Raw genomic sequence first — 26,870 nt, 5'->3', positions numbered from 1 at the left:
TTGCGACGACCGCCCGAACCGCCCGACAGGGCAGAGCCCTGCCAGAAAGGCCCTTGTGACCACCCAGACCTTCGCCGACCTCGGCGTGCCCGCTCCCCTCGTCGCCGTGCTCGCGGCCGACGGCAAGACGGAGCCGTTCCCCATCCAGGCCGACACCCTGCCCGACACCCTCGCCGGGCGCGACGTGCTCGGCCGCGGCAAGACCGGCTCCGGCAAGACCATCGCGTTCTCGCTGCCGCTGGCGGCGCGGCTCGCGGCCGGCGCCGCTGCTTCTGGTGGTCGCGCCGCCCGCGGCTACCGCCGTCCCCGCGGCCTCGTGCTCGCTCCGACCCGCGAGCTCGCCACCCAGATCGACGCGACCCTCAAGCCGCTCGCGACCGCGCTCGGCCTGACGACGACCACCATCTTCGGCGGCGTCGCGCAGAGCCGCCAGGTCACCGCGCTGCAGGCCGGCGTCGACATCATCGTCGCCTGCCCCGGCCGCCTCGAAGACCTCATGAAGCAGGGCATCGTGCACCTCGACCGCGTCGAGATGACCGTGCTCGACGAGGCCGACCACATGGCCGACCTCGGCTTCCTGCCGACGGTCACCCGCATCCTGAACGCCACGCCGTCGCGCGGCCAGCGCCTGCTCTTCTCGGCGACGCTGGACAACGGCGTCGACAAGCTCGTGTCGAAGTTCCTCACGAACGAGGTGCTGCACTCGGTCGACGACGCGACCAGCCACGTGGAGGCCATGACCCACCACGTGTTCGAGGTCGCGGACCAGGACGCCAAGAAGGACCTGATCCACACTCTCGCCTCCGGTCGCGGCCGCCGCATCCTCTTCATGCGCACCAAGCACCAGGCCAAGCGCCTCGCGAAGCAGCTCACCTCGGCCGGGATCCCCGCGGTCGACCTCCACGGCAACCTCAGCCAGGGCGCCCGCGACCGCAACCTCGCGGCCTTCGGCTCCGGAGAGGTGCGCGTGCTGGTGGCGACCGACGTCGCCGCGCGCGGCGTGCACGTCGACGAGGTCGAACTGGTCGTCCACGTCGACCCGCCCGCGGAGCACAAGGCCTACCTGCACCGCTCGGGCAGGACCGCCCGCGCCGGGAGCACCGGCGACGTGGCGACCGTCATGCTTCCCGAGCAGGCCGGCGACGTGCGATCGCTGCTGCGCGCGGCCGCCATCACGGCGACCCCGCAACGTGTGACGGCGGAATCGCCCGCCGTGACCTCGCTCGTCGGCGAGCGCGCCCCGCGCGTCACGCCGGCGCCGGCGCCGAAGGGCGGGGCCGGGGAGGCCGGGACCGGCGGCGGTCGTGGGGGACGTGGGAACGGCGGCGGCCGGAACGCTGGCGCCCGGGCCGGACGTGGCAACGGCGGCGGCCGGGGCGACGGCGGCGGCCGGAACGGCGCTGGCCGCGATGGTGGCGGCCGCAATGGCGGCCGCGAGGCTGAAGGCCGCGAAGCGGCCGGCCGTGACGGAGCAGGTCGCGCCGGTGGAGGCCGGAGCGGAGGCCGCGACGGCGCCAGCCGCAACGACTCCGGTCGCTCGACCGCAGGTCGCGACACGTCGGGAACCGGCAACGACAGCACGCGTGACGGATCGTCCCGTCGCCGCGGACGCGGCCGGGGTGCCGGCGCCGCAGGCGGCGAGCGCGGCGGCAACGGCGGAGCCGTCCGCAACGGCGGCAACGGCCGCACAGGTGGCAACGCCGACTCCGGCCGCGCAGGCGGCAACAGCGGTGGCGCCGGCCGCGCAGGCGGCAACAGCGGTGGCGCCGGCGGCAACAGCGGAGCCGGCCGCGGCAGCGCGCCGCGCACCGGAATGCGCGTCGGCGACCTCGTCAGCGGAAGCACCAGCCGCGGCCGCGGTACCCGCCGCGCGCGCGGCTGACGCTCGGTCGAATATTCCGGAGCCCAGCGCCGACACGCCTCGTCAGGCTCCGTAACTCCGGAGACCCGGTGTTGCGCCGACACTCCCGCACCACTGAACCTCTCGCCGCGCCACAACCTCCGCTGGCACCGCAAGATCCGTCGCTCCGGTACGACGCGCCACCGAGCCGACACGATCTCCGGAGTTGCCGCAGGACGCCTCGCCGCCCGTAGATCTGGAGATCGCCGGCTCTCCAGATCCGGTGCCCTGCGCCAGCCTCTCGATGCGCATCGGACTGCCGCCAACGGAGGAGATCGGGTCAGCGAACGGCGCGGACTCCTCCGCTGCCCACCACCGACCGGCGCGTCACCCGCGATGCCCTCCGTTACCGACCGCATCCCGCAGGTGCGGGTAACGGAGGCCTTCCGGGCCGACACACCCGGGAACAGCGGCTAACGGAGGAGATCGGGTCAGCGAACGGCGCGGACTCCTCCGCTGCCCACCACCGACCGGCGCGCCACCCGCGATGTCCTCCGTTACCGACCGCATCCCGCAGGTGCGGGTATCGGAGGACTTCCGGGCCGACACGCCCGAGAACGGCAGCTAACGGAGGAGATCGGGACAGCGAACGGCGCGGACTCCTCCGCTGCCCACCACCCACCGGTGTGCCGGCCCGGGAACGGCGGCTAACGGAGGAGATCGGGGGACGGGACCGCCCGAACTCCTCCGTTGCCGGCGCCGCCCGCGAGTGCGGCGATGCCGGCGACGATGCCGTCGATGAGGAGGCGGAAGCTGCGGTCGAGGTCGTCGGGGAGGCCGAAGCCACCGCCGAGTTCCAGGGTGATGAAGCCGTGGAGCGCGCTGCGCAGCATCCGGATCGCGTCGACGGTGTCGTCGTCGGGGAGGCCGAACCCGCGCAGGGCGGCGGCCAGGACGGCGATCGTCTCCTCCGCGCGGGCGGCGAGCTCGGCGTCGGCGTCCGACGCGAGGTCGGGGGCGACCTGCGTGGCGGCGTAGCGGCCCGGGTGCCGGTGGGCGTACGCCCGCACGGCGTCCGCCGCCGAGTGGATGGCGTCCGGTCCGGAGCGGCCGATGGTCGCCTGCGCCAGCACCCGCGTCAGTTCGGCGACGCAGTCGGTGGCCACCAGGCGGCGCAGGTCGTCGAGGGAGGCCACGTGTTTGTACAGGCTCGGCACGGCGACGCCGGCGCGGGAGGCGACGGCGGCGAGCGTCAGCCGGTCCAGGCCGGTCACGCCGCCGTCGTCGACGACGTCGAGCGCGACCGTCGTGACCGCGGAGCGGGTCAGCCCCGCCCTAGGCACGGGCCCCACCGCCGCCGTGGCTGACCGCAGCCTCCGGAGTGACCCCGAAACGTCTCTGCGCGGCCCTCGTCACAGGAGACAGAGTGGCCGATGCGATGCGAGTCCGCTCCGATCTCACGCGACCGCTCCCGTCCCTCACCGCGACGCGCGCCAGTCCGACACCAGGCACGCAGCCGGCTGCCGCCCGGCGCGCGCCTCCCGCGCTACGCACGCGCCCCCCAGTCGCCGCCCGCAGCCACCCGCAGCTCGCCGAGGAACTCCAGCGTGGCCGGCACGATCACGTCGGGCCGCTGGGCCTGCGGGTAGTGGCCGGCTTCGGGGACGCGCACGACCTGCGCTCCGTGCGATTCGATCCAGTCGGCCTCGGCTGCGGGGTCCTTGTAGTCGGGGTCGAGCGCTCCGACGAAGGCGAGCATCGGGGCCTTCACCTCGGGGAGGCGCGGCTCGACGACCGAGTGGGTCAACACCAGTGTCAGGTGGCGGAAGGATCGCAGGCGGCCCGGCTCCCGCATGTTGCGCGCCAGGTCGGCCGCGTGCTCCTTCAGCCATGGCGCCGTGCGGCCCTTGTTGATCGACCGGTAGTAGGCGGCCCAGACGGACGCGCCCCAGGGTCCGGTGAACAGCACGCGGTACATCCCGTGCACCGACGCCACGGCGAAGCGGCTCATCACCGGGTCGCGCAGCAGCGGGCCGAAGAGCACAAGGCCGGCGACGGCGTCGGGGCGTTCGGCGGCCGCCCAGGCCGCGGCGGCTGCGCCCATGGAGTTCCCGAGCACGACGGCGCGGCCGCCGAGTTCGTCGATCAGCGCGAGGAGGTCGCGACCGGTGACGATGTCGCCGAACTCGCGGAACGTGGTGTCCGAGTCACCGTGCGCCCGCAGGTCGGTGACGGCGACGCGGTAGCCGGCCTCCAGCAGCGGGCCAACCAGTTCGCGGTAAGTCGAACGGAGGTCGCCCATCCCGGGGACGGCGACCACGAGAGGGCCGGTGCCCTCGACGGTGTAGCTGATGCGTCCCTCGGGGCGCTGCAGGTACCGGACCTGCGAAGCGATGGAAGTGTTCATAGCCGTAAAGCTAATGCCATTAGCCGAAAAGCACAAGCCCCCAAAAGAACGGCGGAAGACCGCTCAGGTCAGCCTGCCCACCGACGCCATCGCGGCCTTGACGAGCGCGCCCCTGCCGCCCTCCAGCTCCTCGCACACCGTCGGCGACACGGCCTCGTCCGGGGTCATCCAGGTGATTTCGAGGGCGTCCTGCCGGGGCTCGCAGGTGCCGGTGACCGGCACCACGTAGGCGAGCGACACGGCGTGCTGTCGCTCGTCGGTGAACGCGGACACGCCAGGCAGTGGGAAGTACTCCGCCACCTGGAACGGGACAGGACTGGCCGGCAGGAGCGGGAACGCCATCGGCCCGAGGTCTTTCTCGAGATGGCGGAAGAGCGCCTCCCGTAGCGTCTCGCCGTACATCACCCGGCCGGACACCAGCGTCCGCGTGATCTCGCCGACCGCGTTCGCGCGCAGCAGCACTCCGACCTCGGTGACCTGGCCCAGACCGTCGACCCGCACAGGCACGGCCTCCACGTAGAGCAGCGGAAGGCGGCGACGGATCTGCTCCAGCTCGATGTCACTCAACCAGGCAGGGCCGGGCCGGGCCCCTGAGCCGTCGAGCGGGTCGGGAGTCGGGTCCGGGTCGGGGGTGCGCACGCTCATGCACCGATCCTACGGATGCCGACGCCCGGGTTCACGCAGACAGACGGATCTGTGGACTGCGCCGCGATCTGGGGACTGTGGAGGACGGTCGGGCCGTGCACACAATGGAACATGCCGTTCCCCGCCCCCGAGCTCCGCCTCGACCGCGACGCCGTGCTGTGGTCCGCTGGAGAGGCCGACCGGGTCGGCCGCCCCCGGCTCATTCTGCTGCACGGATACGCGTCCGACGAGGCCGATCTCTTCGGCATCTCGGCCTACCTTCCGCTGGAGCCGGTGATCGCGTCGCTGCGCGCGCCGATCCCCGAGGGGCCGGGCTTCGCGTGGTTCTCGCGGTTCACCAACGTCTCCGGCGACCCGCTCGCGGCGAACGCCAACGCCGCGGCCGGCGCGGTGCTCGACTGGATCGACGAGCAGGACGACGTGCCGACCGGCCTCCTCGGTTTCTCGCAGGGCGGCGCGATGGCACTGCAACTGATGCGCCTGGCGCCCGAGCGCTTCGACTTCGCCGTGGTGCTGTCCGGCTTCGCGGTGCAGGGCGCGGAGGACGGCGATGCGGTCCTCGCCGCGCGTCGGCCGCCGGTGTTCTGGGGTCGCGGCACGCACGACGACACCATCCCCTCCACCTCCATCGCGCGGGCCGAGGAGTGGCTGCCCGGCCACAGCAGCCTCGACGCCCGCATCTACGAGGGTCTCGGACACGGGATCTCGCCGCTCGAGCTGGGCGACATCTCCTCGTTCATCCGGGCGAACCTCCCCCGCGGCCGCTGACCGGGGAGGCACGACCGCCGCGGGCGAGCCCTCCCGCTGGCCCCTCCCGCTGGCCCCTGTCGGTGGCCGGGGGCAGGATGGAGTCGATGAGCGACGTGCTCGACAGGTTCTCCCCCGCGACCCGTGAATGGTTCCGCGGGGCCTTCGCTGCGCCCACCGACGCGCAGGCCGGGGCGTGGGAGGCCATCTCGCACGGCAGGCACGCGCTCGTCATCGCGCCGACCGGCTCGGGCAAGACCCTCGCGTCCTTCCTCTGGGCGATCGACCGGCTGGCGACGCGCGAGCCCAGACCCGACGACCGCAAAGGCACCCGGGTCCTGTACATCTCGCCGCTGAAGGCGCTCGGCGTGGACGTCGAGCGCAACCTGCGCGCACCCCTGGTCGGCGTCACCCAGACCGCGAGGAGACTGGGCGCCGAGCCTCCGCACGTCAGCGTCGGCGTGCGCTCCGGCGACACCACGTCGGCCGACCGCCGGGCGCTCGTCGCGTCCCCTCCCGACATCCTGATCACGACGCCGGAGTCGCTGTTCCTCATGCTCACCTCGCAGGCGCGCGAGACGCTCGCGACCGTCGAGACGGTGATCGTCGACGAAGTGCACGCCGTCGCCGCCACCAAGCGCGGCGCCCACCTCGCGCTCTCGCTGGAGCGCCTCGACGCGCTGCTGCCCACTCCCGCCCAACGCATCGGGCTGTCCGCGACCGTGCGACCGGCGGAGGAAGTGGCGCGCTTCCTCGGCGGCCGGGCACCGGTGGAGGTCGTGGCCCCGCCCGCGGGCAAGCGCTTCGACCTCCGCGTCGTCGTGCCCGTCGAAGACATGAGCGAGCTCGGCACCTCGACGTTCGCGAGCGGCAACGACGACGGCTCCGCACCGCAGGCCGGCTCGATCTGGCCGCACGTGGAGGAGGCGATCGTCGACCGCGTGCTCGAGCATCGCTCCTCCATCGTCTTCGCCAACTCGCGGCGGCTGGCCGAGCGGCTCACCGCCCGGCTCAACGAGATCTACGAGGAGCGGGTGCTCGGCGGCGAGGCCGGCGTCGCCCCGCCGGCGCGACCTCCCGCCGAGCTGATGGGCGGCTCCGGTCAGACCAAGGGTTCCGCCGCCGTCGCCGATCCGGAATCGCTCGTGCTCGCCCGCGCGCACCACGGGTCGGTGAGCAAGGAGCAGCGCGCTCTCATCGAAGACGACCTCAAGTCGGGGAGGCTGCGCTGCGTTGTGGCGACCTCCAGCCTCGAACTCGGCATCGACATGGGCGCCGTCGACCTCGTGGTGCAGGTCGAAGCCCCGCCCTCCGTCGCGAGCGGGCTGCAGCGCGTCGGCCGCGCCGGCCACCAGGTGGGCGAGGTCTCGCGGGGCGTGGTCTTCCCCAAGCACCGGGCCGACCTCATCCACTCGGCGGTCGCCACCGAGCGGATGGTCGGCGGTCTCATCGAGACGCTGAAGGTCCCGACGAATCCGCTCGACATCCTCGCGCAGCAGACCGTCGCAGCGACAGCGCTGGAGCCCCTGGACGCCGATGAGTGGTTCGACGCCGTGCGCCGCAGTGCGCCGTTCGCCACGCTTCCGCGAAGCGCGTACGACGCCACCCTCGACCTCCTCGCCGGCCGCTACCCGTCCGACGAGTTCGCCGAGCTGCGTCCGCGCATCGTCTGGGATCGCGACGCCGGAACCCTCACCGGCCGGCCGGGCGCGCAGCGGCTGGCGGTGACCAGCGGCGGCACCATCCCCGACCGCGGCATGTTCGGCGTGTTCATGGTCGGCGAGCGAGCGAGCCGCGTCGGCGAGCTCGACGAGGAGATGGTCTACGAGTCGCGGGTCGGCGACGTGTTCGCGCTCGGCTCGACCAGCTGGCGCATCCAGGAGATCACGCACGACCGGGTGCTGGTGACGCCGGCCTTCGGGGAGCCGGGGCGCCTGCCGTTCTGGAAGGGCGACGGCCTCGGCAGGCCGGCCGAGCTGGGCGCCGCCGTCGGCGCGTTCGTACGCGAGCTGAGCGCCGCCTCCCCCGCCGATGCCGAGCTGCGCTGCGTGGAGGCCGGGCTCGACGCCTTCGCCACGGCCAACCTGCTGGCGTTCCTGCGCGAGCAGAAGGAGGCGACCGGCCACGTGCCCACCGACCGGACGCTGGTGGTCGAACGGTTCCGCGACGAACTCGGCGACTGGCGGGTCGTCTTGCATTCCCCGTACGGAATGCAGGTGCACTCGCCGTGGGCGCTGGCGGTGCAGGCGCGGGTGCGGGAGCGGTATGGGATCGACGCCGGAGCCATGGCGGCCGACGACGGCATCATCGTGCGTATTCCCGACACGGAATCCACACCTCCCGGCGGCGAGCTGTTCGTCTTCGAGCCGGCCGAACTCGACGAGCTGGTGACGCTGGAGGTCGGCGGCTCCGCGCTCTTCGCGTCGCGGTTCCGGGAGTGCGCGGCCCGTGCGCTGCTGCTGCCCAAGTACAACCCGGGCAAGCGGTCGCCACTTTGGCAGCAGCGGCAGAAGGCCTCGCAGCTGCTCGACGTCGCGCGCAAGTACCCGAGCTTCCCGATCATCCTGGAGACGGTGCGCGAGTGCCTGCAGGACGTCTACGATCTGCCCGCCCTCGACGAGGTCGCGCAGAGCATCGCGCGGAGGAGCATCACCATCGTGGAAGCCGCGACCGAGACCGCGTCGCCCTTCGCCCGTTCGCTGCTGTTCGGGTATGTCGCCGCGTTCATGTACGAGGGCGACAGCCCGATCGCGGAGCGGAGGGCGGCGGCGCTGTCGCTCGACGCCGGGCTTCTCGCCGAGCTGCTCGGCCGCGCCGAACTGCGTGAGCTGCTCGACCCCGCGGTCATCGAGCGCGTGGAGTTGCAGCTGCAGCGTCTCGACCCTGACCGGCGGGTGCGCGGCGAGGAGGGCGTGGCCGACCTCCTGCGGCTGCTCGGGCCGCTGACGGTCGAGGAGGTCGCGCAGCGGTTGCAGGGCAGCGCGGAGGCGACCGAGGCCGAGACCGAGCCCGAGACCGAGCCCGAGCCCGACGCAACCGAGGACACCGACGCCGCTCCCCCACCCGCCACCACGCAGACGGCGGCCGCCCACCTCACCTCGCTGGTCGCCGCCAAGCGGGCACTCGCGGTCACGTACGCCGGTACCGAGCGCTATGCGGCCATCGAAGACGCGAGCCGCCTGCGCGACGCCCTCGGCGTCCCGCTCCCGATCGGCGTTCCCGTCGCGTTCATCGAGCCGGTCGACGACCCGCTCGGCGACCTCGTGAGCCGCTACGCCCGCACGCACGGCCCGTTCGAGATCGGCGAGCTCGCCACGACGTTCGGACTGGGCCCGGCGATCGTGCAGGACGCGCTCCGGCGCCTCTCGTACGACGGCAGGGTCGTGGAGGGCGAGTTCCGTCCTCACGCGCACGGCTCGGAGTGGTGCGATGCAGAGGTGCTGCGGCGTTTGCGCCGGATGTCGCTCGCGGCACTCCGCCAGGAGGTCGAGCCGGTCGAGACCGCGACCTTCGCCCGGTTCCTCGGCGACTGGCAGCACCTGGGCTCCACCCTGCGCGGGGTCGACGCGGTCGCGTCGGTCATCGAGCAGCTCGCCGGCGCCCGCATCCCCGCCTCCGCCTGGGAGTCGCTGGTGCTGCCCACCCGGGTCTCCGACTACAGCCCGGCGATGCTCGACGAGCTCACCGCGACCGGAGAGGTCATCTGGTCGGGCGACGGCGCCCTCCCCGGCAACGACGGATGGATCAGCTTCCACCTCGCCGACGCGGCGCCGCTCACTCTTGCCCCGCCCGCCGAGCGCGAGCCGGACGAGCTGCAGCGCGGCATCCTGGCCGCGCTGGCCCGCGGCGGCGGCTACTTCTTCCGCCAGCTGTCCGACGCGCTGGGCGCCGAGCGAGGAGAGGCGATCGACGACGCGGAGCTGGTGACGGCGCTGTGGGACCTGGTCTGGTCCGGGCTCGTGACCAACGACACGCTGGCGCCGCTGCGGACCCTCACCGGCGGCGGGGGCGCGCACAAGCGTCCGCGGCAGCCGACCCGATCGCGCATGTACCGGGGCCGGGTTGGGGCGCCGCGCCAGTCGGCGATGGTCACCAGGATGGGCCCGCCGACCGTGGCCGGCCGCTGGTCGCTGCTCCCCGAGCGCGACCTCGAATCCACCGTGCGCGCACATGGCCAGGCCGAGACGCTGCTCGACCGCTACGGCGTCGTGACCCGCGGCTCCGTCATGAACGAGGGCACGCCGGGCGGCTTCGCCCTCGCCTACAAGGTGCTCAGCGGCTTCGAAGACACCGGGAGGGCACGGCGCGGCTACTTCGTCGAGACGCTCGGCGCCGCCCAGTTCGCCAGCGGCCCGACGGTGGACCGCCTCCGCACCTTCGCGCGCGACCACACGCAGCCCCGGCCGTTCGACGGACTCGCGATCGCCGCAACCGACCCGGCGAACGCCTACGGCGCCGCGCTGCCGTGGCCACCCGTCCCCGTGTCAAGCGGTGGCGTGGAGGGCGGCACCGGGCACCGGCCCGGCCGCAAGGCGGGGGCGCTGGTCGCCCTCGTCGACGGCGAGCTCACGCTGTACGTGGAGCGCGGCGGCAAGAGCCTGCTGTGCTTCGTCGACCAGGCGGACGAGGCCGAGCGGCCGGCGCTGCTCGCGGCGTCACGTGCCCTGGCCGGGTTGGTGACCTCCCGGCGCGTCGACAAGCTCGCCGTCGAGACGGTCAACGGTGCGCCCGTGCTCGGCTCTCCGCTCGGCTCGGCCCTGGGCGACGCCGGGTTCCTCGCGACGCCGCGCGGTCTGCGCCTGCGCGGGTGATCGGCGGATGCCCGAGGGTGACACCGTCTTCCAGACCGCCGCGCGCCTGCGGCGTGCGTTGGCGGGGCACGTGCTCACGCAGACGGACTTCCGGGTTCCCGCGTATGCGACGGTCGATCTCAGCGGGCAGCGCGTCGACGAGGTCGTCAGCCGCGGCAAGCACCTGCTGATCCGAGTCGGCGGCCACAGCATCCACAGCCACCTGAAGATGGAGGGATCGTGGGAGGTCTACCCGCCCGGCGGTCGGTGGCGCCATCCCGCCTTCCAGGCACGGGCGGTGCTGCGGACGGCGGAGGCGCAGGTCGTCGGATTCCTGCTCGGTGTGCTGGAGGTGGTCCCCCGTTCGCAGGAGGACTCCGTCGTCGGGCATCTCGGACCGGACCTCCTCGGGGCCGACTGGGATGCCGCGGAGGCCGTGCGACGGGTGGAGGCGCATCCCGAGACGCCGATCGCGGTCGCGCTGCTCGACCAGCGCAACCTCGCCGGGGTCGGCAACGTCTACGCCAACGAGATCTGCTTCGTGCGGGGGATGCTGCCGACGCGGCCGGTCGGTGAGGTCGACGTCCCCGCGGCGGTCGAGCTGGCGCGGCGCATGCTGGTCGCGAACCGCGACCGTCCCGTGCGGGTCACGACCGGCGACACCCGCCGTGGCCGCAACACGTGGGTGTACGGCCGCGAGGGCCGCCGGTGCCTGCGCTGCGGCACAATGATCCGGCGTTCCGAGCTCGGCCGCACCGAGCTGGAGGAACGCGTCACCTACTTCTGCCCCACCTGCCAGACCTGACCGCGGACCCGACGAGCGAGGGGCACGTTGTTGTCCCCTTCGGCGCGCGAAGGGGACAACAACGTGCCCCTCGGGAGGGCGTGCCGGGTTACGCGGCGACGTCCTCCTCGGCGGAGGTGTCGCGCACCGTCGCGAGCGCGGCCGACCACGACTCGAGCTGGTCGAAGAGCGGGGTGAGGCCGGCCTCCGCAGCGGCGGTCGGCTTGAGCGACCAGTTCTCGAAGTCGTGCTGGAGGCTCAGCCCGACGAACGCGCTGACGGTCGCGACCTGCAGCTGCGACAGCACCAGGCGCAGGTGCTCCACCGCACGGGCACCGCCGTAGACGCCGTAGCTGACGAAGCCGGCCGCCTTGTTGTACCACTCGGAACCCACGAAGTCGATCGCGTTCTTGAGGGCGCCGGAGGTGCTGTGGTTGTACTCCGGGGTGACGAACAGATAACCGTCGAACTCGGCGATCTTGGCCGCCCACGCCTTGGTGTGGTCGTTGGCGTACTGCCCCGCCGCCGCCGGCATCGGCTCGTCGAGGTGCGGGAGGTTCCACTCGGCGAGGTCGACGAGCTCGTACTCGACGCCGTCGCGCTTCTCGGCGTGCTCGAGGACCCAGCGGGCGACGGACTCTCCGTTGCGGCCCGGGCGGGTGCTGCCGATGATGATGGCGATCTTGGTCATGTCAGCCTTTCCGTTTTGATGACGTATCACCCTTCGCGAACCCGGGCGGTGCCTCCGCTATTCCCGACTGCGAAGCCCGCGTGCCGCTAGGCTCGCGGCATGTCCCACCCGCACGACCGCGCCGGCCGGCAGCCCGACGACGCGCACCTTCCCGACGATGCCTCCCCGCAGGAGCGTCAGGAGGCCGGCGACCGGCTGCGCGAACGCATCTATGTGACCTTCACCGCGCTCGCCATCCTGATGGCCCTCAACGCGCACGGCGAGCACCTCGACTCCCCGACGGTGCTGTGGACGCTCATCATCTCCGTGGTCGGCGTGCTGCTCGCCGGGCTCGCCTCCGACCTCGTGTCGCACATGATCGTGCACGACACCCTGCCGTCCGCCCGCGAGTTCCGGCACCTCCTCGCCGTCGCCTCCCGGGCGCTCACCGTTCTGGCCGTGCCCGTGATCGTGCTCGCTCTGGCCTACTTCGGCGTGATGCAGGCCCGCACCGCCGTCGTCATCGCCATCGCCGCGCTCATCGCCTCCCTCGCGGTGATCGCGCGGATCGCCGTCTCGCGCACTGGCCTCGCGGGCTGGAAGCAACTCATCGTGCTCGTCGGCATCGTGCTGCTCGGTGTGATCGTCGTGTTCTTGGAGCAGCTCGCGCACTGAGCTCGCGGCGCGTGCAAGGATGGCGTATGGCGACCCTGCGCACGAAGCCCGACCCGCGCAAGCTCAGCGCCGCCGAAGAAGAGCTCTTCCACACCTTCTATCTGATGAGGCGCGGCTTCGACCGCGCCCTGGACGCCCAGCTGCAGCGCGATGACGGCATCTCGATCTCCGAACTGGAGGTGCTGATGACGCTCGTCCGCGCGCCGGGGCGCCGGTTGCGCGTGCGCGACCTGGTCGCGCTGACCGGCTGGGAGAAGAGCCGGGTCTCGCACCAGGTCACTCGGATGGCGGCGCGCGGCCTCGTCGAGCGCGAGGACTGCGCGGAGGACCGCAGGGCGACCTGGATCCGGCTCAGCGGCGACGGCCGCCGGGTCGTCGTCCGCGCCCTCCCCAAGCACACGGCCACGATCCGGCGCATCCTGTTCGACGCGCTCAGCGACGAGCAACAGGACGAGCTGCTGGCGATCTCCCGCAGGATGACCGAGGCCATGGACGTGGAGCAGACCCGCCACGAACCGTGAGGGTTCTCGCAGCCACGGCGAACCTTTTTCCGTGAGCGCGCTGGGAACTGCTGCCGGATCCGCTGGCCATTCCCGGCAACACCGCCCGAAACCAGCCGGTTCGCAGGCCGCACACTCTAGCGTTCTCGTGTGCGACGCCCGAACTTTCCCGCTGGAGACGACTCCGCCGACGGCCGCGAGCGCCCCGAGCCGCCGACCGAGGTCTACGGACGCGTGCCCGCAGCCGACCCGCGCCGGCCGGTGCGGGCGACGCGGCCGGCGTCGGGCGTTCCCTCGGGTCGCGGAGCGGCCGCCGCGGGAGCCGCCGCCGGAGCCGCAGGGGCGGGTGCCGCAGCGCGTGGCGCGGGAGCGGCGGGCTCCGCGCAGAACGACCCCGCCTTCGACCTGTTCGGGCTCTCCGGCTCGCCGGCGCCTGCGCGCGGAGACGGCGGCTTCGGCGACGACGGAGGCGGCACAGGAGGCGGCACTGGCGGCGGGCGTGGCGGCACGGGAGGCCGCGGGGGCCGCGGCGGGAAAGGCCCGCGCAAACACCGCCGCGCCAAGCGCATCATCGCCTGGACCGCAGCGACCCTCGCGGTGCTGCTCGTGGTCGTCGGCGGCTACGCGGCGTACAGCTACTTCCGCTTCGTCGGCGGCGTGAACCACGTCGACGTGATCGCGTCCCCCGGCAACGGGCAGACGCAGAACATCCTGCTCGTCGGCGACGACCACCGGCCCGACAACGCCACCCAGGCCCAGCTGGACCAGCTGAGCACCACGCAGGACGGCGGCGGCACCAACACGGACACGATGATGATCCTGCACATCCCGGCCAACGGGAAGTCGGCGACCCTCGTCTCGCTGCCCCGCGACTCCTGGGTGAATGTGCCGGGTCACGGCATGAACAAGCTCAATGCGGCGTTCTCGCTCGGCGGAGGCGGCAGCAACTCGACCAGCGGCGCGAAGCTGCTCATCCAGACCGTGCAAGAGCTCACCGGCCTGACCATCGACCACTACGTGCGCGTCTCGCTGCTCGGCTTCTACACGATCGCGCAGGCGCTCGGCCCGGTGCAGGTGTGCCTCAACAACGCCGTGGACGACCCGTACTCCGGCGCGAACTTCCCCGCCGGCGTCTCGACGCTCGACGCCAAGCAGGCCCTGTCGTTCGTGCGCCAGCGCCACGGCCTCCCCCGCGGCGACCTCGACCGCGTGGTACGCCAGCAGTACTTCCTGTCGGTGGAGGCGCACAAGTTCCTGTCGGCAGGCACCCTGCTCAACCCCGGCAAGCTGACCGCCACTCTGGATGCCGTGAGCGGCTCGCTCGAGACCGACCCCGGCCTCAACTTCCTCCAGCTCGCGGGGCAGCTGCAGGGGCTCACCGGCGGCAAGATCAAGTCGGCGACCATCCCCGTCTCCGGCACGCCGACCATCACGGTCGACGGCCAGGACCTCTCGATCGTGCAGGTGGACACCGCGGCGATGCCGGCGTTCATCCAGAGCCTGGAGGGCGTCCCGTCGGCCTACGACAGCGCGACGGCGGCCAAGCCGGCGAACACCACGGTGACCGTGCTGAACGGCGGCAGCCAGAACGGTGCGGCGGGCACGGCGACGCAGACCTTCGCCGCTGCCGGATTCAAGACCGGAACAGCCGGTGACGCCGCCACGACCGCCACCACGACGATCCAGTACCCGAAGGGCCAGGAGTCGCAGGCCAAGGCGGTCGCCGCCCTGCTCCCCGGCGCCGCGGTCCAGGAGACCGGTAGCGTCAAGGGCGTCACGGTCGTGCTCGGCGACGACGGGCTGATGCCCGCGGCCCCCAGCACCGGCGGTGCCTCCAGCGGCACCACCGCCCCCGCCCCGTCGCCCACCCCCTCCGGCGTCGGCACCAACTACGACTCCAAGGTCTGCATCAACTGACCCCTGCGGCAATCGCTTCCTCAGTTCCTGCCGCTCTCACCCAGCGTGTTGCGAGAGAAAGTGAGGAAGCGATGGCTGCTCGAGCCGGTCAGTCGAAGAGGCGACGGAAGACGTTGGTGTCGGCGAGGTCGATGAGTTCGTCGCCGCGGCCCGACATGATGGTGCGCAGCGCGTAGAGGGTGAAGCCCTTGACCTGTTCCGCGGTGATCGCGGGCGGGATGCTGAGCTCCTGACGGGCGGTCACCACGTCGACCAGGGCAGGACCGTCGTGCGCGAAGGCCGTGCGCAACGCGCTCTCGAGCTCGTCGGGCTTCTCGACCCGCTGACCGTGGATGCCGATGGCCTCCGCGACCCGCGCGAAGTCCGGGTTCTCGAGTCCCGTGCCGTAGTTGACGAACCCCGCGGCCTTCATCTCCACCTCCACGAAGTTCAGCGAGGAGTTGTTGAAGACCACGATCTTCACGGGCAGCTTGTTCTGCACCAGCGTGAGCAGCTCGCCGAACAGCATCGCGAGCCCGCCGTCGCCGGCCAGGGCGACCACCTGGCGCCCCGGGAACGACGCCTGCGCCCCGACCGCCTGCGACAGGGCGTTCGCCATGCTGCCGTGGTTGAACGATCCGATCAGCCGGCGCGAGCCGTTCATCCGCAGGTAGCGCGCCGCCCAGACCACCGGCGAGCCGACATCGGGGATGAACACGGCATCCTCGCTGGAGAGCTCGCTGATCAGGCGCGCGACATACTGCGGGTGGATCGGCGTACGGTTGCGGTCGTTGACCGCCAGATCGTCGAGGCTCTTGCGCGCCTTCAGGTAGTGCGAGCGGGACGATTCGAGGTGCTTGGTGTCCGTGCGCTCCTTCAGCAGCGGCAGAAGCGCCTCCACCGTGTCCTTGACGCTGCCCACCAGCCCGAGGTCGATCGGCGTCCGCCTGCCGAGGTTCTCGCCGCGGATGTCGACCTGGATGATCTTCGCCTTGGACGGATAGAACTGCTGGTACGGGAAGTCCGTGCCGAGCATCAGCAGCGCGTCGCAGGCCTCCATCGCGCGGTAGCCCGACGAGAAGCCGAGGAGGCCGGTCATCCCGACGTCGTAGGGGTTGTCGTACTCGACGAACTCCTTGCCGCGCATCGCGTGCACGACGGGAGCGCGCAGCGCTCCCGCGATGTCGATCAGCTGCGGGTGCGCGCCTTCCACACCGGCGCCGGCCAGGATGGTGACGCGCTTGGCCCCGTTGAGGATGTCGGCGGCGGCCGCGAGCTCGGCGTCGGCCGGCCGGGTCACGCGCGGGCTGTAGACGATCGGCGCCGACGGGCGGCGGCCGACGCTGTCCTTGAGGAACACCTCGCCGGGGATGACCACCACGGCCACCCCGCGCCGCTCGATCGCCGTGCGCATCGCGATCTCGAGCACGCGCGGGAGCTGTTCGGGGTAGCTCACCAGCTCGGTGTAGACGGCCGCCTCGCGGAACAGGTCCTGCGGGTGCGTCTCCTGGAAGTAGGTGCTGCCGATCTCGGGGCCGGGGATCTGCGCGGCGATCGCGAGCACGGGCACGCGGCTGCGATTGGCGTCGAAGAGCCCGTTGATGAGGTGGAGGTTGCCCGGCCCGCAGCTTCCTGCGCAGACGGCCAGCTCGCCGGTGAGAGCGGCTTCGGCCGCGGCGGCGAAGGCGGCGGCCTCCTCGTGGCGCACGTGCTCCCAGGTGATGCCGTCGGACCGGCGCAGCGCGTCGGTGAACCCGTTGAGCGAGTCACCGGGGATGCCGTAGACCCGCTGGACCCCGGCCTCCTTGATGATCTGGACGATGGTGTCGGCGACGGTTGTCATGCGGCGTCCTCCTCGGTCGGCACGGCGGCGGTCGGTGTGGCGGCGTTGATCCTCACGCTACTCCGGAGCCGCTCGCGCGTCAGGATCCGTCCTCTGCGAACGCGCACATCACGCACAGAGGTGCGCGGCATTAATGTGTACCCGACATGGTCTCCCAATCCCGCGCCCTCGTGACGCGCGACGCCATCCTCCGCGGCGCCGCCGAGGTGTTCGGTGCGCGCGGCTACGGCCTGGCCTCCATCGCCGACATCGCCGCTGCGGCCGGGCTCACCAAGGGCGCGCTGTACTTCCACTTCGCTTCGAAGGACGAGCTCGCCTACGCCGTGATCGCGGAGCAGCATCGCCGCACCATGGCCGCGTCGAACGCGATCCTGGCAGAGGGCCGGCCGGCGCTCGAGACGCTGATCCTGCTGTGCCGCGCCCTCGCGCAGCAGTTGTTGGAGGATCCCATCGTGCAGGCGGGCATCCGCCTGACCACCGATGTGGCATCGGCCGACCACCCGATCGTGGAGCCGTACGAGGACTGGTTCGCCGCGATCGAGGAGCTGATGCGGCGCGCGATCGCCGAGGGCGACGTCGCAGACAGCGTCGATCCGGCGGTGTTCGCGCATTTCGCGTCGCCGGCGTTCACCGGGGTTCAGCTGGTATCGGCCACCCTGACCGCGCGCGCCGACCTGCTGCAGCGGGTACGGGAGATGTGGGTCGTCCTGCTGCCGGGCATCGCGGCGGAGGGCCGCATCGACGCGCTGCGCGAGCTGCCCGACCTCATCGTGGAGTGAACCGGGCAACGGGGAACCGCCCGACCGACATCCCCCCAGTTGCCGAAGCGTGTACGTCGGTCGGGCGCTCACCCCCGCCCATCCATATTACATGCATAACCGGTCGATCGGTTTGTTTCGCGGGGCTCACCCGGGTCCGTCGCCCCGGGGTTCCGCAGGTCCGTCGGTTAGACTCACCGGTGGGGGAGCCGCGTGAGCGGCACGCAATGGCACCATGGGGAGGTCGTCGATGTCGGCACGGACGAATCAGAAGAAACGGGCGTCGATGCGCCTGGTCTACATCGACTTCTGGTCCGCGCTGAAGATGTCGTTCCTGATCAGTCTGGTGCTGGCCGTGGTGACCGTCGTGCTGACCCTGTTGGTCTGGTCGGTGCTCGACAAGGTCGGCCTGGTGGCCTCGATGAGCAGCTTCCTCGAGAGCATCGCCGGGGCACAGGGAGCCCAACTCGTCGCCGGACTGACATTCGGCAACGTGATGACCTTCACGCTGGTGGTCTCTCTGCTCGAGGTCATCGTCGTCTCCGCGCTCGGCGCGATCTTCGCCGCCCTCTTCAACCTCGCCACGAACGTCGTGGGCGGCTGGAAGGTCACGTTCGGGAGCGACTGAGCGAGCCGCTCCGGCTCTGGTCGCCGAGGCGTTCGAGTCCGCCGACCAGCAGGTCGACGCCGAAAGCGAAGGCGGCCGCCGAGCCCGAGACATCCAGCGGGTCGGCGGCCTCCCCCGTCGCCAGCACACCGATGCTGTCGAACTGCATCCGCTGCTGTTCGTGCGAGACGTGGCCGAGCACGAAGTGCAGGAGCGCGGTGGCCGCACGATCGGAGGTCTCGGCGTCGAAGCCGCCGGAGGCCGCGGCGGCCGCCAACCGGTGCTGCGCCGCGGAGTCGCCGAGGCCGAGGGCGTAGGTGCTGGCGACGACCTCCGCGCCATCGCGGTAGGCCAGCAGCGCATCGCGGAGGGCGGCCGACTCGGCGCGGAGGCGATCGGGCCAGGCTGTGGCGTCGGGCCCGGTGGCGAGGCCGGGGCCGGTGGCGGGGTCGGCGCTCGGGACGCCGACTCCGCGCGCGACGATGCGGTCGGCCAGGTCGGCGAGCAGCGTCTGCTTGTTGGGGAAGTGCCAGTACAGCGCGCTCGGCTGCACGTCGAGGGCGGCGGCGAGGCGGCGCATCGTGAGGTCGGGGAGGCCGTAGTCGTCGAGGATGCGCAACGCGGTCTCCGCCACGTCGTCGCGCGTGTGCCTGCGGCCGCTTTCGTTTCCCGTCACGCGACCACTATAGTGAACGCTGTTCAGGTGAACACCGTTCAGGTGACGGCCCCGCCCCCGAAGGACTGACCCATGACCGACTCCCGCCCTCTCCCCCGCGGCGCCCGCAGGCTCGACGCGACCGACGTCGCCCGGGTCGCCGTCGTCGCCGCGATCGTCGCCGTCCTCGGCCTCCCCGGAGGTTTCAGCCTCTTCGGAGCCGTGCCGATCACCGCCCAGACGCTGGGCGTGATGCTCGCCGGCGCGCTCCTCGGCCCGTGGCTGGGCGCGCTGTCCATGGCCGTGCTCCTCGCGCTCGTCGCGGCCGGGCTCCCCCTGCTCGCCGGGGGTCGCGGCGGGATCGGCGTCTTCGTCGGGCCATCGGCCGGCTACCTGTTCGGCTGGATCGTCGGCGCCTTCGTCATCGGACTGATCGTCCACTGGGGCAGTCGCAAGCCGGTCGCCTGGCGCACGTTCACGGGTGTGATCGTCGGAGGCATCCTCGTGGTCTACGCCATCGGCATCCCGGTGCAGAGCCTCGTCACCCGGCTGCCGCTCGCGGAGACCGCGCTCACCAGCCTGGTGTTCGTGCCGGGCGACCTGGTGAAGGCCGTGATCGCCACGGCCGTCGTCACCACCCTCGTGCGCGCCTACCCGCGGGCTTTCCGGCGCACGTGGGCCACCACGCCCGCCACCGTCGCCACGGGCAAGCGGGATCGAGACGGCGCCCCGGTCGCGTGACGACGCTCGCCCCCCTGCGCGACGACGACCCGGCGCTGCTCGAACGCCTGGCGTCGGCGCGCGACGCCGGCCAGGTGCCGCTGGTGCTCGACGCCCGCCGGCCGGCCGAGCAGGTGCGTGCGGCCGTGGCGACGGCCGAACGCGCCGACCTGGCCGGCATCGGCTGGGCGACCCTCACCTCCGGCAGCAGCGGCACGCCGCGCATCGTTCTGCGCACACCGGAGTCGTGGGAGCAGTCGTTCACGGCCGTCGGCGACCTGCTGGATTCGGCGAGCGCTGTCGCCCTGCCTGCCCCGGCCTCCTCGTCGCTGACTCTCTTCTCGCTGGCGCACGCGCTCAGCGGAGGACCGCGACCGCTCCTCCACGATGCCGCGGCGGCGGACGGCTTCCACGGCACGCCGGAGGGACTCCGTCGCGCGCTCGAGTCGGGATCCGCGCCCCGGCTCCGCACCGCCCTGGTCGGCGGCTCGCACCTCGACCCGTCGTTGCGTGCCCGCGCGGAGGAAGCGGGCATCCGAGTGACCGCCTATTACGGTGCGGCCGAGCTGTCGTTCGTCGCCGTCGACCGCGGCGACGGGCTGGTCCCGTTCCCCGGCGTGGAACTGCGCGTCGTCGACGGAGAACTCTGGGTGCGCTCGCCGTTCGTCGCCTCGGGATACGCGGGGGCTAGCGGTCCACTGCGGCGCGACGGCGCGTGGGCGACGGTGGGCGATCATGCCGAGCTGGTGCCGGCCGCCGGGGGCGGTGAGCGGCTTCGGCTGCTCGGGCGGGCGGACGACGCCATCCTCAGCGCGTCGGCGACGATCGTCCCCGACGAGGTGGAGGCCGCCCTGCGGGCCGTCCCCGGCGTGCGCGATGCGCTCGTCTTCGGCCTGCCCACCGGACGCGTCGGCGCACTGGTGGCTGCGCTGGTCGAGCCATCAGACGCGGACCTCGCGCTGTCCGAGCTGCGCGCCGCCGCCACCGCTCGGCTTGCGCCGGCGCACCGGCCACGGCGCTGGTTCCAGGGTGCCCTGCCGCGCACCGCGTCCGGAAAGCCCGCGCGCGCGGAAGCGCTTCGCCGGGTGCTCGCGGGAGAGGTGCGTCGGCTTGGGTGAGGCAACGGTTTGCGGCGCGTGCAGCCGTTCGCGCCGGTGGGCGGGGGCGTGCGCGGGCTCGCCCCGGGAGGTGCTTCCACGCGCAGCTGTCGTCATCGGCACCCGTGGACGTGTGCAGGACGCCGCCCCTGTGCGCAGGCTGGCTCGGGGAGTGCGTCCACGTGGCTGAAACGCTCGTCGTCACAGTCAGCTGCGGACCTGCGCTGGCCCACGCCCGCCTGCACAGGTTCCCCCGGGAGGCGCGTCCAGGTGACTGAAGCACCCGTCGTCATCGCCGCCCGCCGCACGCCGATCGGCACGCGGGGCAGGGCGCTGGCCGGCGTGCACGTGCACGAGCTCGCCGCTCCCGTGCTGCGGGCAGCGCTGGACGATGCCGAGACCGCGACAGGGACTGCGGTGGAGATCGCCGATGTGCTCCTGGGCAACTGCATGGGGCCGGGTGGCAACCCGGCGCGCCTGGCCGCCCTCGCCGCCGGACTCGACCCGGCAGTCCCCGGCGGAACGGTCGACCGGCAGTGCGGCAGCGGCCTCGCGGCCATCCTCGATGCCGCCGCCGCGATCCGCGCGGGCGACGGGAGGGCACGGCTCGCCGGCGGTGCGGAGAGCGCGTCCACCGCACCGGTGCGGTCGATCGACGGCGTACCGTACGACCGGGCGCCGTTCGCGCCCGCAGGTTTCCCCGACCCGGACATGGTCCGCGCGGCAGAGGACCTCGCCGCGCACGACGGCATCGCGCGCTCGCGGCTGGACGCTCACGCCGCCCGCAGCCACGCCCGCGCCCGCGCCGCGTACGCGGAGGGTCGCTTCGCCGCCGAGCTGGTGCCGCTCGCCGGCCTCGACCACGACGACGCCGTCGGCGGGGCGGAGCGGGTCCTCCCCCGGCTGCCCGCGCTGTTCCCGGGCGGTGCACTGACAGCCGGTACGTCGACGCGCATCGGTGACGGCGCTGCCGCTGTGGTCGTGGCTCCGTCCGGAACCGCACCCGGCCTCGCCCTGCGCGCGGGAGCAATCGTGGGCGGGGATCCCGCACTGCCGGGCCTCGGCGCTGCTCCCGCGATCCTCCGGGCACTGTCGGCCGCGGAGTGCGACGTGCGCACGATCGCGGCCTTCGAGCTGGTGGAGGCGTTCGCGTCACAGAGCATCGCCGTGCTCGACCGCCTCGGCATCGCCGACGACGACCCGAGGGTGTGCGCCGACGGCGGCGCGCTCGCCCTCGGCCACCCGTGGGGCGCGAGCGGCGCGGTCGCTGTCGTCCGGCTGTTCAGCCGACTGGTCCGCGGCGGCGCACCGGCCGGCACGCTCGGCGTCGCCGCGGCCTCGGTCGGCGGCGGCCTCGGCGTCGCCGCGGTCTTCGAGGTGGTGCGATGAGCGGGCTGCTGCTGTGGTCGAGGGGAACCGCCACTCGCGGAGTGCGGGGTGGCGCGACGAGCGCGCGCCGCGCAGGGTCAGAGAGCACGTCGTCGTCCCGTTCGGGCAGCGAAAGCGGCAATGGCGTGCCCCTCGCCGGCGGCCCGGCCACCCACGACGTAAATGGAGGGGCGACGAGCACACAGCACGGACCATCGAAGGGCACGTTGTTGTCCCTTTCGGGACGCGAAAGCGACAACAACGTGCCCCTCACCACCACCGCGACCCACGCCGCCGGCGCGGCCGGCGCGGCCGCAGTGTGCGAGGTCGCACGATGAGCGGGCTGCTGCTGACGGGGGTCGGGGTGCGGCTCGGCGATGTCGACGTGCTCCACGACATCGACCTCGACCTGGATGCGCGCACGGTCGCCGTGATCGGCGAGAACGGGTCGGGCAAGTCCACGTTCGCGCGACTCCTGGGCGGGCTCGTCTCCGCCTCCACGGGCGACGTGCGGATCCTCGGGCTCGATCCGGCCACGCAGGCCGGCGAGCTGCGGCGGCGGACGGCGGTGGTGTTCAGCAACCCGGACGCGCAGATCATCATGCCGACCGTGCAGGAGGACGTCGCGTTCTCCCTCCGCCCCGAGCGCCTCGGCAGGGCGGCGACCGCCTCCCGGGTCGCGGAGGCTCTCGACCGTTTCGGGCTCACCGCGCTCGCCGAGCGGCCCTCCCACGACCTCTCCGGAGGGCAGAAACAGCTGCTCGCGCTGTGCGGCGCGTTCGTGCGGCGTCCGGAGCTGGTCGTCGCGGACGAGCCGACCGCGTACCTCGACGCCCGCAACTCCCGCCGGGTCGCCGACCACCTGCTCGAGGACACCGGCCACCGCCTCGTCCTCGTCACCCACGACCTCTCGCTCGCCGCGCGCTGCGACGCCGCCGTGCTCTTCGCGGGCGGCACCGTCGACGCGGTCGGAGAGCCGGCGGAGGTCGTGGCGGCGTACGAGCGCCTGCTGGCCGAGGGGAGCCGACCGTGCTGACCCTCTACCGTCCCGGCAGCGGGCCACTGCACCGGATGCCTGCCGGACCGAAGCTGCTGCTGGTCGTCGTCGCCGTGCTCGGCGTCTCGTTGCTTCCCGCCACCTGGGCCGGGGCGGCCATCGCCGCGGTCGTGCCGGTGCTCGCGTACGCCGCCGCCGGTCTCGGCGACGGACTGCTCGGGATGCGCGAGCTCGGCCGCCAACTGCTCGCCGCGCGCTGGATCATCGTGATCACCGTCGCCGGCCAGCTGCTGTTCCTCGGTCCCGAACCCGCGGTCGCCAACACCGCACGCGTGGCCTCGGCGATCGTGCTGGCCGCCCTGCTCGTCCTCACCACCCGGGTCGCCGACCTCCTCGACGCGCTCGAACGTGGTCTGCGACCGCTCGCCGCGCTGCGCATCGACCCGGCGCGGGTGGCGCTGCTGCTCACGGTCACCCTCAGCACGGTTCCCGTGCTCGCGGGGCTCGCCCGTGACGTGCGCGACGCGCAACGCGCCCGCGGCGTCCGAGCGGGACTGCGGGCGTTCGCGGTGCCGTTCCTGGTGCTGGCGTTCAAGCACGCCGACGAGCTCGGCGACGCCCTGACCGCGCGGGGCGTGCGATGAGCGCCGCCTCCCGCCCGCGCGTCTTCGGGCCGACCGTCGACGACCAGACCCGCTGCGTCCACTACCGCACCCCGCTGGATGTCGTCGCCATCCGCTTCGCGTGCTGCGGCGAGTACTACCCCTGCCACCTCTGCCACGCCGAGGCCGCGGATCACCCGGCGCAGCAGTGGCCGGTCGCCGAACGCGACGAGCGTGCCGTGCTGTGCGGGGTGTGCGCCGCGACGCTGACGATCACCGACTACCTGGAGGCTGTCGCGTGCCCGGCGTGCGGGGCCGCGTTCAATCCGGGGTGCAAGCTCCACACGGAGTTGTACTTCGAAGTGTGATGATGTGCGGCAAATGTCGCGTCTCGCGCACCCGATCGGCACATTTGCCGCACATCTCGGACACCCTCACACGGTCACGACGACCTTGCCGCGCGCCCTCCCCGCCCCGATGTGGGCGACGGCTTCGGCGGTGCGCTCCAGCGGGTAGACGGTGTCGATGACCGGGCGAACCACGCCGGACTCGATGAGGCGCGACAGCTCGGTGAGGTGCTCCGCGCGCTCGCGCGATAGCAGGCCGATCAGCCGTTGCCGGGTGGTGGCGTTGCGGAGGCCGGCCGCTGCGATCCGCTCGGTTCCGCCGAGGACGCTGCCGCCGGACTCGCCGCCGACCAAGACGAGGGCACCCTCCGGGGCGAGGCTCCTGCGCAGGAGGCTCAGCGGCCGGTTGCCTGCGATGTCGATGATCGCATCCCAGATGCGGCCCAGCCCGAGCACGTCGGTCGTCGTGTAGTCGATCGTCTCCGTCGCGCCCAGCTTGCGCACCAGGTCGTGCTTGCCGCTGCTGCACACGCCGGTCACGATGCCGCCGCGCGCCACAGCCAACTGCACGGCGTAATGCCCGACCCCGCCGGCCGCGCCGAGCACGAGAACGCGGTCGCCCGCCACGATTCGCGCGGCGTCCACAGCCTGCAGAGCTGTCGCCGCCGAGACCGGCACGGCCGCAGCCTCCTCGAAGCCGAGGCCGTCCGGGATCGGCACGACCGCCGCACGCTGTGCCCTGACGTATTCGGCGAGTGCTCCGGCCGCCGATCCATAGACGCGGTCGCCCGGGTGGAGGTCGCGCACGTCCGCGCCGACGGCCTCCACCTCGCCCGCGAACGCCAGGCCCCGCACGCGCGGCTTCGGGCCGCGGAGGCCGAACCCCATCGCGCGCATCAGGTACGGGCGCCCCGTTGTCAAGTGCCAGGTGCCGGCGTCGATGCCGGCGGCCCGCACCCGTACCAGCACGTCGGCCGCCCCGATCTCGGGGACCGGGACCTCCTCCACTCGCAGCGCGTCCGCCGTCCCGTACGCGTCCTGCACGACAGCTCTCATCGTCGTCCTCACTCCTCGGGATACTGGAACACGTCATCGAGCGGCACCCCGAACACTCGCGCGAGTTGGAAAGCCATCTCCAGCGACGGCGAGTACCGCCCCTGCTCGATGGCGATGATGGTCTGGCGGGTGACGCCGACCCGCTCAGCGAGCTCGGCCTGGGTCATCTCCCCCGCCCCGAACCGCAGCGCCCGGATGCTGTTCGTCACCCGCGTCGGCTTCACCATGCCGGGAGCCCCTTGCGGTAGGCGACCAGGGTCGCGATCGAGCCGACCACCGCCGACAGGACGAACGCCAGATACACGGCGTTCGCGATCCAGAACCAGGACGCCTCGAACAGAGCCAGCACGAGCGCTGCGAGCGCGCCGATGATGACGAACGCCTGGCCGACCCGCTCGCCGAACACCTTGATCTCGCGGTCGCGCTGATCGCGCTTGTCGGCCTCCCGCGGGTTGGCGATCGAGATACCGATGCGGGCGAGGATGTTGGCCACGATGGCGCCGACGACCGTGCCGATCAGCAGCGGGACGTAGGCGCCGGGGCCGTTGACGCCCAACAGGATCAAGTAGACGGCGTAGCCCAGGACGGCCACCGCCAGGTAGGCCCAGGCGACCTTCTCATCGAAGGAGACGGACATCGCACACCTCACATGTCAAGAATTGTAGACATGACGAGTGTAAAGCGAGTCGTACCGCAAGTCAACAATTCTTTACATGGTGGTGGGACATTCGTGACGAATGTCGCGATTCGTGCCACGAATGTCGAGATTCGTGACGAATCTCGTTGGCAGCGGCGACGAAGGGGATTCGTGACGAATCTCGTAAGTGGCCAGCGGCTAAGAGGGATTCGTGACGAATCTCGTAAACGGCCAGCGGCTAAGAGGGATTCGTGACGAATGTCGTCATTCGTGCCACAAATGTCGGGATTCGTGACGAATCTCGTAAGTGGCCAGCGGCTAAGGGGGATTCGTAACGAATGTCGCGATTCGTGGCACGAATGTCGGGATTCGTGACGAATCTCGTGGGCGGCCGGCGGCTAAGAGGGATTCGTGACGAATGTCGCGATTCGTGGCACGAATGTTGGGATTCGTGACGAATGTCGAGGCGCGGCGCGCGCGGCGCGGGCGCGTCAGGAGGTGGCCGCGGCGCGGGCGTACTCGGAGCCGGAGCGGGAGCGCTCCAGGAGACCGGCGTCGACCAGATAGCGGCGGAGGGCGGCGGGATCCGCGCTGAACCGCGCCAGGCGCGCTGTGATCTCGCGCTCGCCGGCCACCTCGCCAGAGGCCAGGGTGCGGTCGGCCACCCAGGACAGCAGCTCCTCCCGGCCGGCGCGGGCGGACGGGTACCGGTCGATGCGCCCGTCGGCGTCGAGGAAGCGCTGCACGCCGGTGGGGCGAGCCCGACCTCCCGCGGCCAGCGCGGCACGGATGCCCTCCTCGGACACGACGTGACCTTCCTCGGTCGCGGTCACGAGCCCCGCGGCGGCGAGCGCGGCGAGCGCCCGCGCCTCGCGAGCTCCGCCCTCTGGAGGCTGGCCCAGCGTCACGCGTGCGAACGTGGCACGGGTCTCGGCGTTGGCGAGCGCGGCGAGCATCCGCCGCCAGTCGGTATCAGCCATGCGGCCACGCTACCGCCGGCACCGCCGACTGCCGCGCAGTCGACGCCGCACAGCCGCACAACCGACGCGACCTCGCCGACCGCCGCCCAGCCGACCACCGCCCGGCCGACCGCCGCCCAGCCGACCACCGACCACCGCCCGGCCGACCGCCAGCCACACAGCCGCCCGGCGCACAACCGACCGCCGCCCAGCCGCACAGCCACGCCACCGCCCAGCACCACGCCCACACACGACGACGGCCGCCGGACG

At 72.4% G+C, this 26,870-nt stretch carries 25 protein-coding genes; 15 read left to right on the top strand and 10 right to left on the bottom strand.

Features of this window, described 5'->3' with window-relative positions:
* The first annotated feature begins 55 nt into the window (after positions 1–55).
* The gene (locus tag JNB50_RS16255; protein WP_307794760.1) at positions 56–1,882 is read left to right on the top strand and encodes a DEAD/DEAH box helicase; all 1,827 of its coding nucleotides are present in this window, start codon (positions 56–58) and stop codon (positions 1,880–1,882) included.
* A gap of 665 nt (positions 1,883–2,547) precedes the next feature.
* Here JNB50_RS16255 and JNB50_RS16250 read toward each other — a convergent pair.
* The 3 genes from JNB50_RS16250 to JNB50_RS16240 all read right to left on the bottom strand — a co-directional run bounded on the left by JNB50_RS16250 (position 2,548) and on the right by JNB50_RS16240 (position 4,892).
* Positions 2,548–3,183 (bottom strand): WHG domain-containing protein, encoded by a 636-nt coding sequence (locus JNB50_RS16250; protein ID WP_307794759.1) that lies wholly within the window; start codon positions 3,181–3,183, stop codon positions 2,548–2,550.
* 203 nt (positions 3,184–3,386) lie between these two features.
* The gene (locus JNB50_RS16245; RefSeq protein WP_208041226.1) at positions 3,387–4,247 is read right to left on the bottom strand and encodes an alpha/beta fold hydrolase; all 861 of its coding nucleotides are present in this window, start codon (positions 4,245–4,247) and stop codon (positions 3,387–3,389) included.
* A gap of 63 nt (positions 4,248–4,310) precedes the next feature.
* Positions 4,311–4,892 (bottom strand): NUDIX hydrolase family protein, encoded by a 582-nt coding sequence (locus JNB50_RS16240; RefSeq protein WP_208041225.1) that lies wholly within the window; start codon positions 4,890–4,892, stop codon positions 4,311–4,313.
* 111 nt (positions 4,893–5,003) lie between these two features.
* On the opposite strand from JNB50_RS16240, the gene JNB50_RS16235 reads away from it, so the two are divergent.
* The 3 genes from JNB50_RS16235 to JNB50_RS16225 all read left to right on the top strand — a co-directional run bounded on the left by JNB50_RS16235 (position 5,004) and on the right by JNB50_RS16225 (position 11,234).
* Positions 5,004–5,660, top strand: coding sequence for an alpha/beta hydrolase (locus tag JNB50_RS16235; RefSeq protein ID WP_208041224.1), 657 nt, complete (start codon positions 5,004–5,006; stop codon positions 5,658–5,660).
* A gap of 86 nt (positions 5,661–5,746) precedes the next feature.
* A complete protein-coding gene (locus tag JNB50_RS16230; RefSeq protein WP_208041223.1) occupies positions 5,747–10,450 on the top strand; it encodes a DEAD/DEAH box helicase in 4,704 nt (1,567 codons plus the stop codon).
* 7 nt (positions 10,451–10,457) lie between these two features.
* Positions 10,458–11,234, top strand: a complete 777-nt coding sequence (locus tag JNB50_RS16225) for an Fpg/Nei family DNA glycosylase (RefSeq protein WP_208041222.1) — start codon at positions 10,458–10,460, stop codon at positions 11,232–11,234.
* Positions 11,235–11,322: 88 nt separating this feature from the next.
* Here the strand turns inward: JNB50_RS16225 and JNB50_RS16220 are convergent, their stop codons facing one another.
* A complete protein-coding gene (locus JNB50_RS16220) occupies positions 11,323–11,904 on the bottom strand; it encodes an NADPH-dependent FMN reductase (protein ID WP_208041221.1) in 582 nt (193 codons plus the stop codon).
* 99 nt (positions 11,905–12,003) lie between these two features.
* Here JNB50_RS16220 and JNB50_RS16215 point away from each other — a divergent pair, with 99 nt between their 5' ends.
* The 3 genes from JNB50_RS16215 to JNB50_RS25815 all read left to right on the top strand — a co-directional run bounded on the left by JNB50_RS16215 (position 12,004) and on the right by JNB50_RS25815 (position 14,975).
* A complete protein-coding gene (locus JNB50_RS16215; RefSeq protein WP_208041220.1) occupies positions 12,004–12,558 on the top strand; it encodes a hypothetical protein in 555 nt (184 codons plus the stop codon).
* A gap of 26 nt (positions 12,559–12,584) precedes the next feature.
* Entirely contained in the window at positions 12,585–13,079 is a 495-nt protein-coding gene (locus tag JNB50_RS16210) for a MarR family winged helix-turn-helix transcriptional regulator (RefSeq protein ID WP_208041219.1), read from the top strand.
* A 129-nt stretch (positions 13,080–13,208) separates the two neighbouring features.
* On the top strand, positions 13,209–14,975 hold the full coding sequence (locus tag JNB50_RS25815) for an LCP family protein (protein WP_208041218.1): 1,767 nt from the start codon (positions 13,209–13,211) through the stop codon (positions 14,973–14,975).
* A gap of 88 nt (positions 14,976–15,063) precedes the next feature.
* On the opposite strand, the gene poxB is transcribed toward JNB50_RS25815, so the two are convergent.
* Entirely contained in the window at positions 15,064–16,797 is a 1,734-nt protein-coding gene (gene poxB / locus JNB50_RS16200; protein WP_208041217.1) for a ubiquinone-dependent pyruvate dehydrogenase, read from the bottom strand.
* A 146-nt stretch (positions 16,798–16,943) separates the two neighbouring features.
* Between poxB and JNB50_RS16195 the strand changes: the two genes are divergently transcribed.
* Positions 16,944–17,576 (top strand): ScbR family autoregulator-binding transcription factor, encoded by a 633-nt coding sequence (locus JNB50_RS16195; protein WP_208041216.1) that lies wholly within the window; start codon positions 16,944–16,946, stop codon positions 17,574–17,576.
* A gap of 229 nt (positions 17,577–17,805) precedes the next feature.
* Positions 17,806–18,183: a DUF3566 domain-containing protein gene (locus JNB50_RS16190; RefSeq protein ID WP_208041215.1), complete on the top strand. Its 378-nt coding sequence runs from the start codon at positions 17,806–17,808 to the stop codon at positions 18,181–18,183.
* Here JNB50_RS16190 and JNB50_RS16185 read toward each other — a convergent pair.
* Positions 18,164–18,838, bottom strand: a complete 675-nt coding sequence (locus JNB50_RS16185; protein ID WP_208041214.1) for a TetR/AcrR family transcriptional regulator C-terminal domain-containing protein — start codon at positions 18,836–18,838, stop codon at positions 18,164–18,166. The two genes, JNB50_RS16190 and JNB50_RS16185, sit on opposite strands and share 20 nt — an antisense overlap.
* Positions 18,839–18,910: 72 nt before the next feature.
* Here JNB50_RS16185 and JNB50_RS16180 point away from each other — a divergent pair, with 72 nt between their 5' ends.
* The 6 genes from JNB50_RS16180 to JNB50_RS16155 all read left to right on the top strand — a co-directional run bounded on the left by JNB50_RS16180 (position 18,911) and on the right by JNB50_RS16155 (position 23,969).
* Positions 18,911–19,558 (top strand): biotin transporter BioY, encoded by a 648-nt coding sequence (locus tag JNB50_RS16180; protein WP_208041213.1) that lies wholly within the window; start codon positions 18,911–18,913, stop codon positions 19,556–19,558.
* A complete protein-coding gene (locus JNB50_RS16175) occupies positions 19,555–20,655 on the top strand; it encodes a class I adenylate-forming enzyme family protein (RefSeq protein WP_208041212.1) in 1,101 nt (366 codons plus the stop codon). The genes JNB50_RS16180 and JNB50_RS16175 overlap by 4 nt, the downstream gene beginning before the upstream one ends.
* A 249-nt stretch (positions 20,656–20,904) precedes the next feature.
* Positions 20,905–22,023: a thiolase family protein gene (locus JNB50_RS16170; RefSeq protein ID WP_208041211.1), complete on the top strand. Its 1,119-nt coding sequence runs from the start codon at positions 20,905–20,907 to the stop codon at positions 22,021–22,023.
* A gap of 313 nt (positions 22,024–22,336) precedes the next feature.
* Positions 22,337–23,038, top strand: coding sequence for an energy-coupling factor ABC transporter ATP-binding protein (locus tag JNB50_RS16165; RefSeq protein WP_208041210.1), 702 nt, complete (start codon positions 22,337–22,339; stop codon positions 23,036–23,038).
* Positions 23,032–23,643: an energy-coupling factor transporter transmembrane protein EcfT gene (locus JNB50_RS16160; RefSeq protein ID WP_208041209.1), complete on the top strand. Its 612-nt coding sequence runs from the start codon at positions 23,032–23,034 to the stop codon at positions 23,641–23,643. The genes JNB50_RS16165 and JNB50_RS16160 overlap by 7 nt, the downstream gene beginning before the upstream one ends.
* Positions 23,640–23,969, top strand: coding sequence for a CHY zinc finger protein (locus JNB50_RS16155; RefSeq protein WP_208041208.1), 330 nt, complete (start codon positions 23,640–23,642; stop codon positions 23,967–23,969). Before JNB50_RS16160 ends, JNB50_RS16155 begins: the two co-directional genes overlap by 4 nt.
* Positions 23,970–24,035: 66 nt before the next feature.
* Here the strand turns inward: JNB50_RS16155 and JNB50_RS16150 are convergent, their stop codons facing one another.
* The 4 genes from JNB50_RS16150 to JNB50_RS16135 all read right to left on the bottom strand — a co-directional run bounded on the left by JNB50_RS16150 (position 24,036) and on the right by JNB50_RS16135 (position 26,621).
* Complete coding sequence (locus JNB50_RS16150) at positions 24,036–25,004, bottom strand: NAD(P)-dependent alcohol dehydrogenase (protein ID WP_208041207.1); 969 nt, start codon at positions 25,002–25,004, stop codon at positions 24,036–24,038.
* An 8-nt stretch (positions 25,005–25,012) separates the two neighbouring features.
* Positions 25,013–25,231: a helix-turn-helix transcriptional regulator gene (locus tag JNB50_RS16145; protein ID WP_208041206.1), complete on the bottom strand. Its 219-nt coding sequence runs from the start codon at positions 25,229–25,231 to the stop codon at positions 25,013–25,015.
* Positions 25,225–25,641 carry a hypothetical protein gene (locus JNB50_RS16140; protein WP_208041205.1) on the bottom strand — a complete coding sequence of 139 codons (417 nt, stop codon included), beginning with the start codon at positions 25,639–25,641 and terminating at the stop codon, positions 25,225–25,227. The genes JNB50_RS16145 and JNB50_RS16140 overlap by 7 nt, the downstream gene beginning before the upstream one ends.
* 491 nt (positions 25,642–26,132) lie before the next feature.
* Positions 26,133–26,621 carry a DUF2087 domain-containing protein gene (locus JNB50_RS16135; RefSeq protein ID WP_243768558.1) on the bottom strand — a complete coding sequence of 163 codons (489 nt, stop codon included), beginning with the start codon at positions 26,619–26,621 and terminating at the stop codon, positions 26,133–26,135.
* Positions 26,622–26,870 lie beyond the last annotated feature (249 nt).

Source organism: Leifsonia sp. TF02-11, from assembly GCF_017565305.1.
In the GTDB taxonomy this organism is placed as follows: domain Bacteria; phylum Actinomycetota; class Actinomycetes; order Actinomycetales; family Microbacteriaceae; genus Leifsonia.
This window is presented reverse-complemented; position numbering and strand designations above follow the sequence as displayed.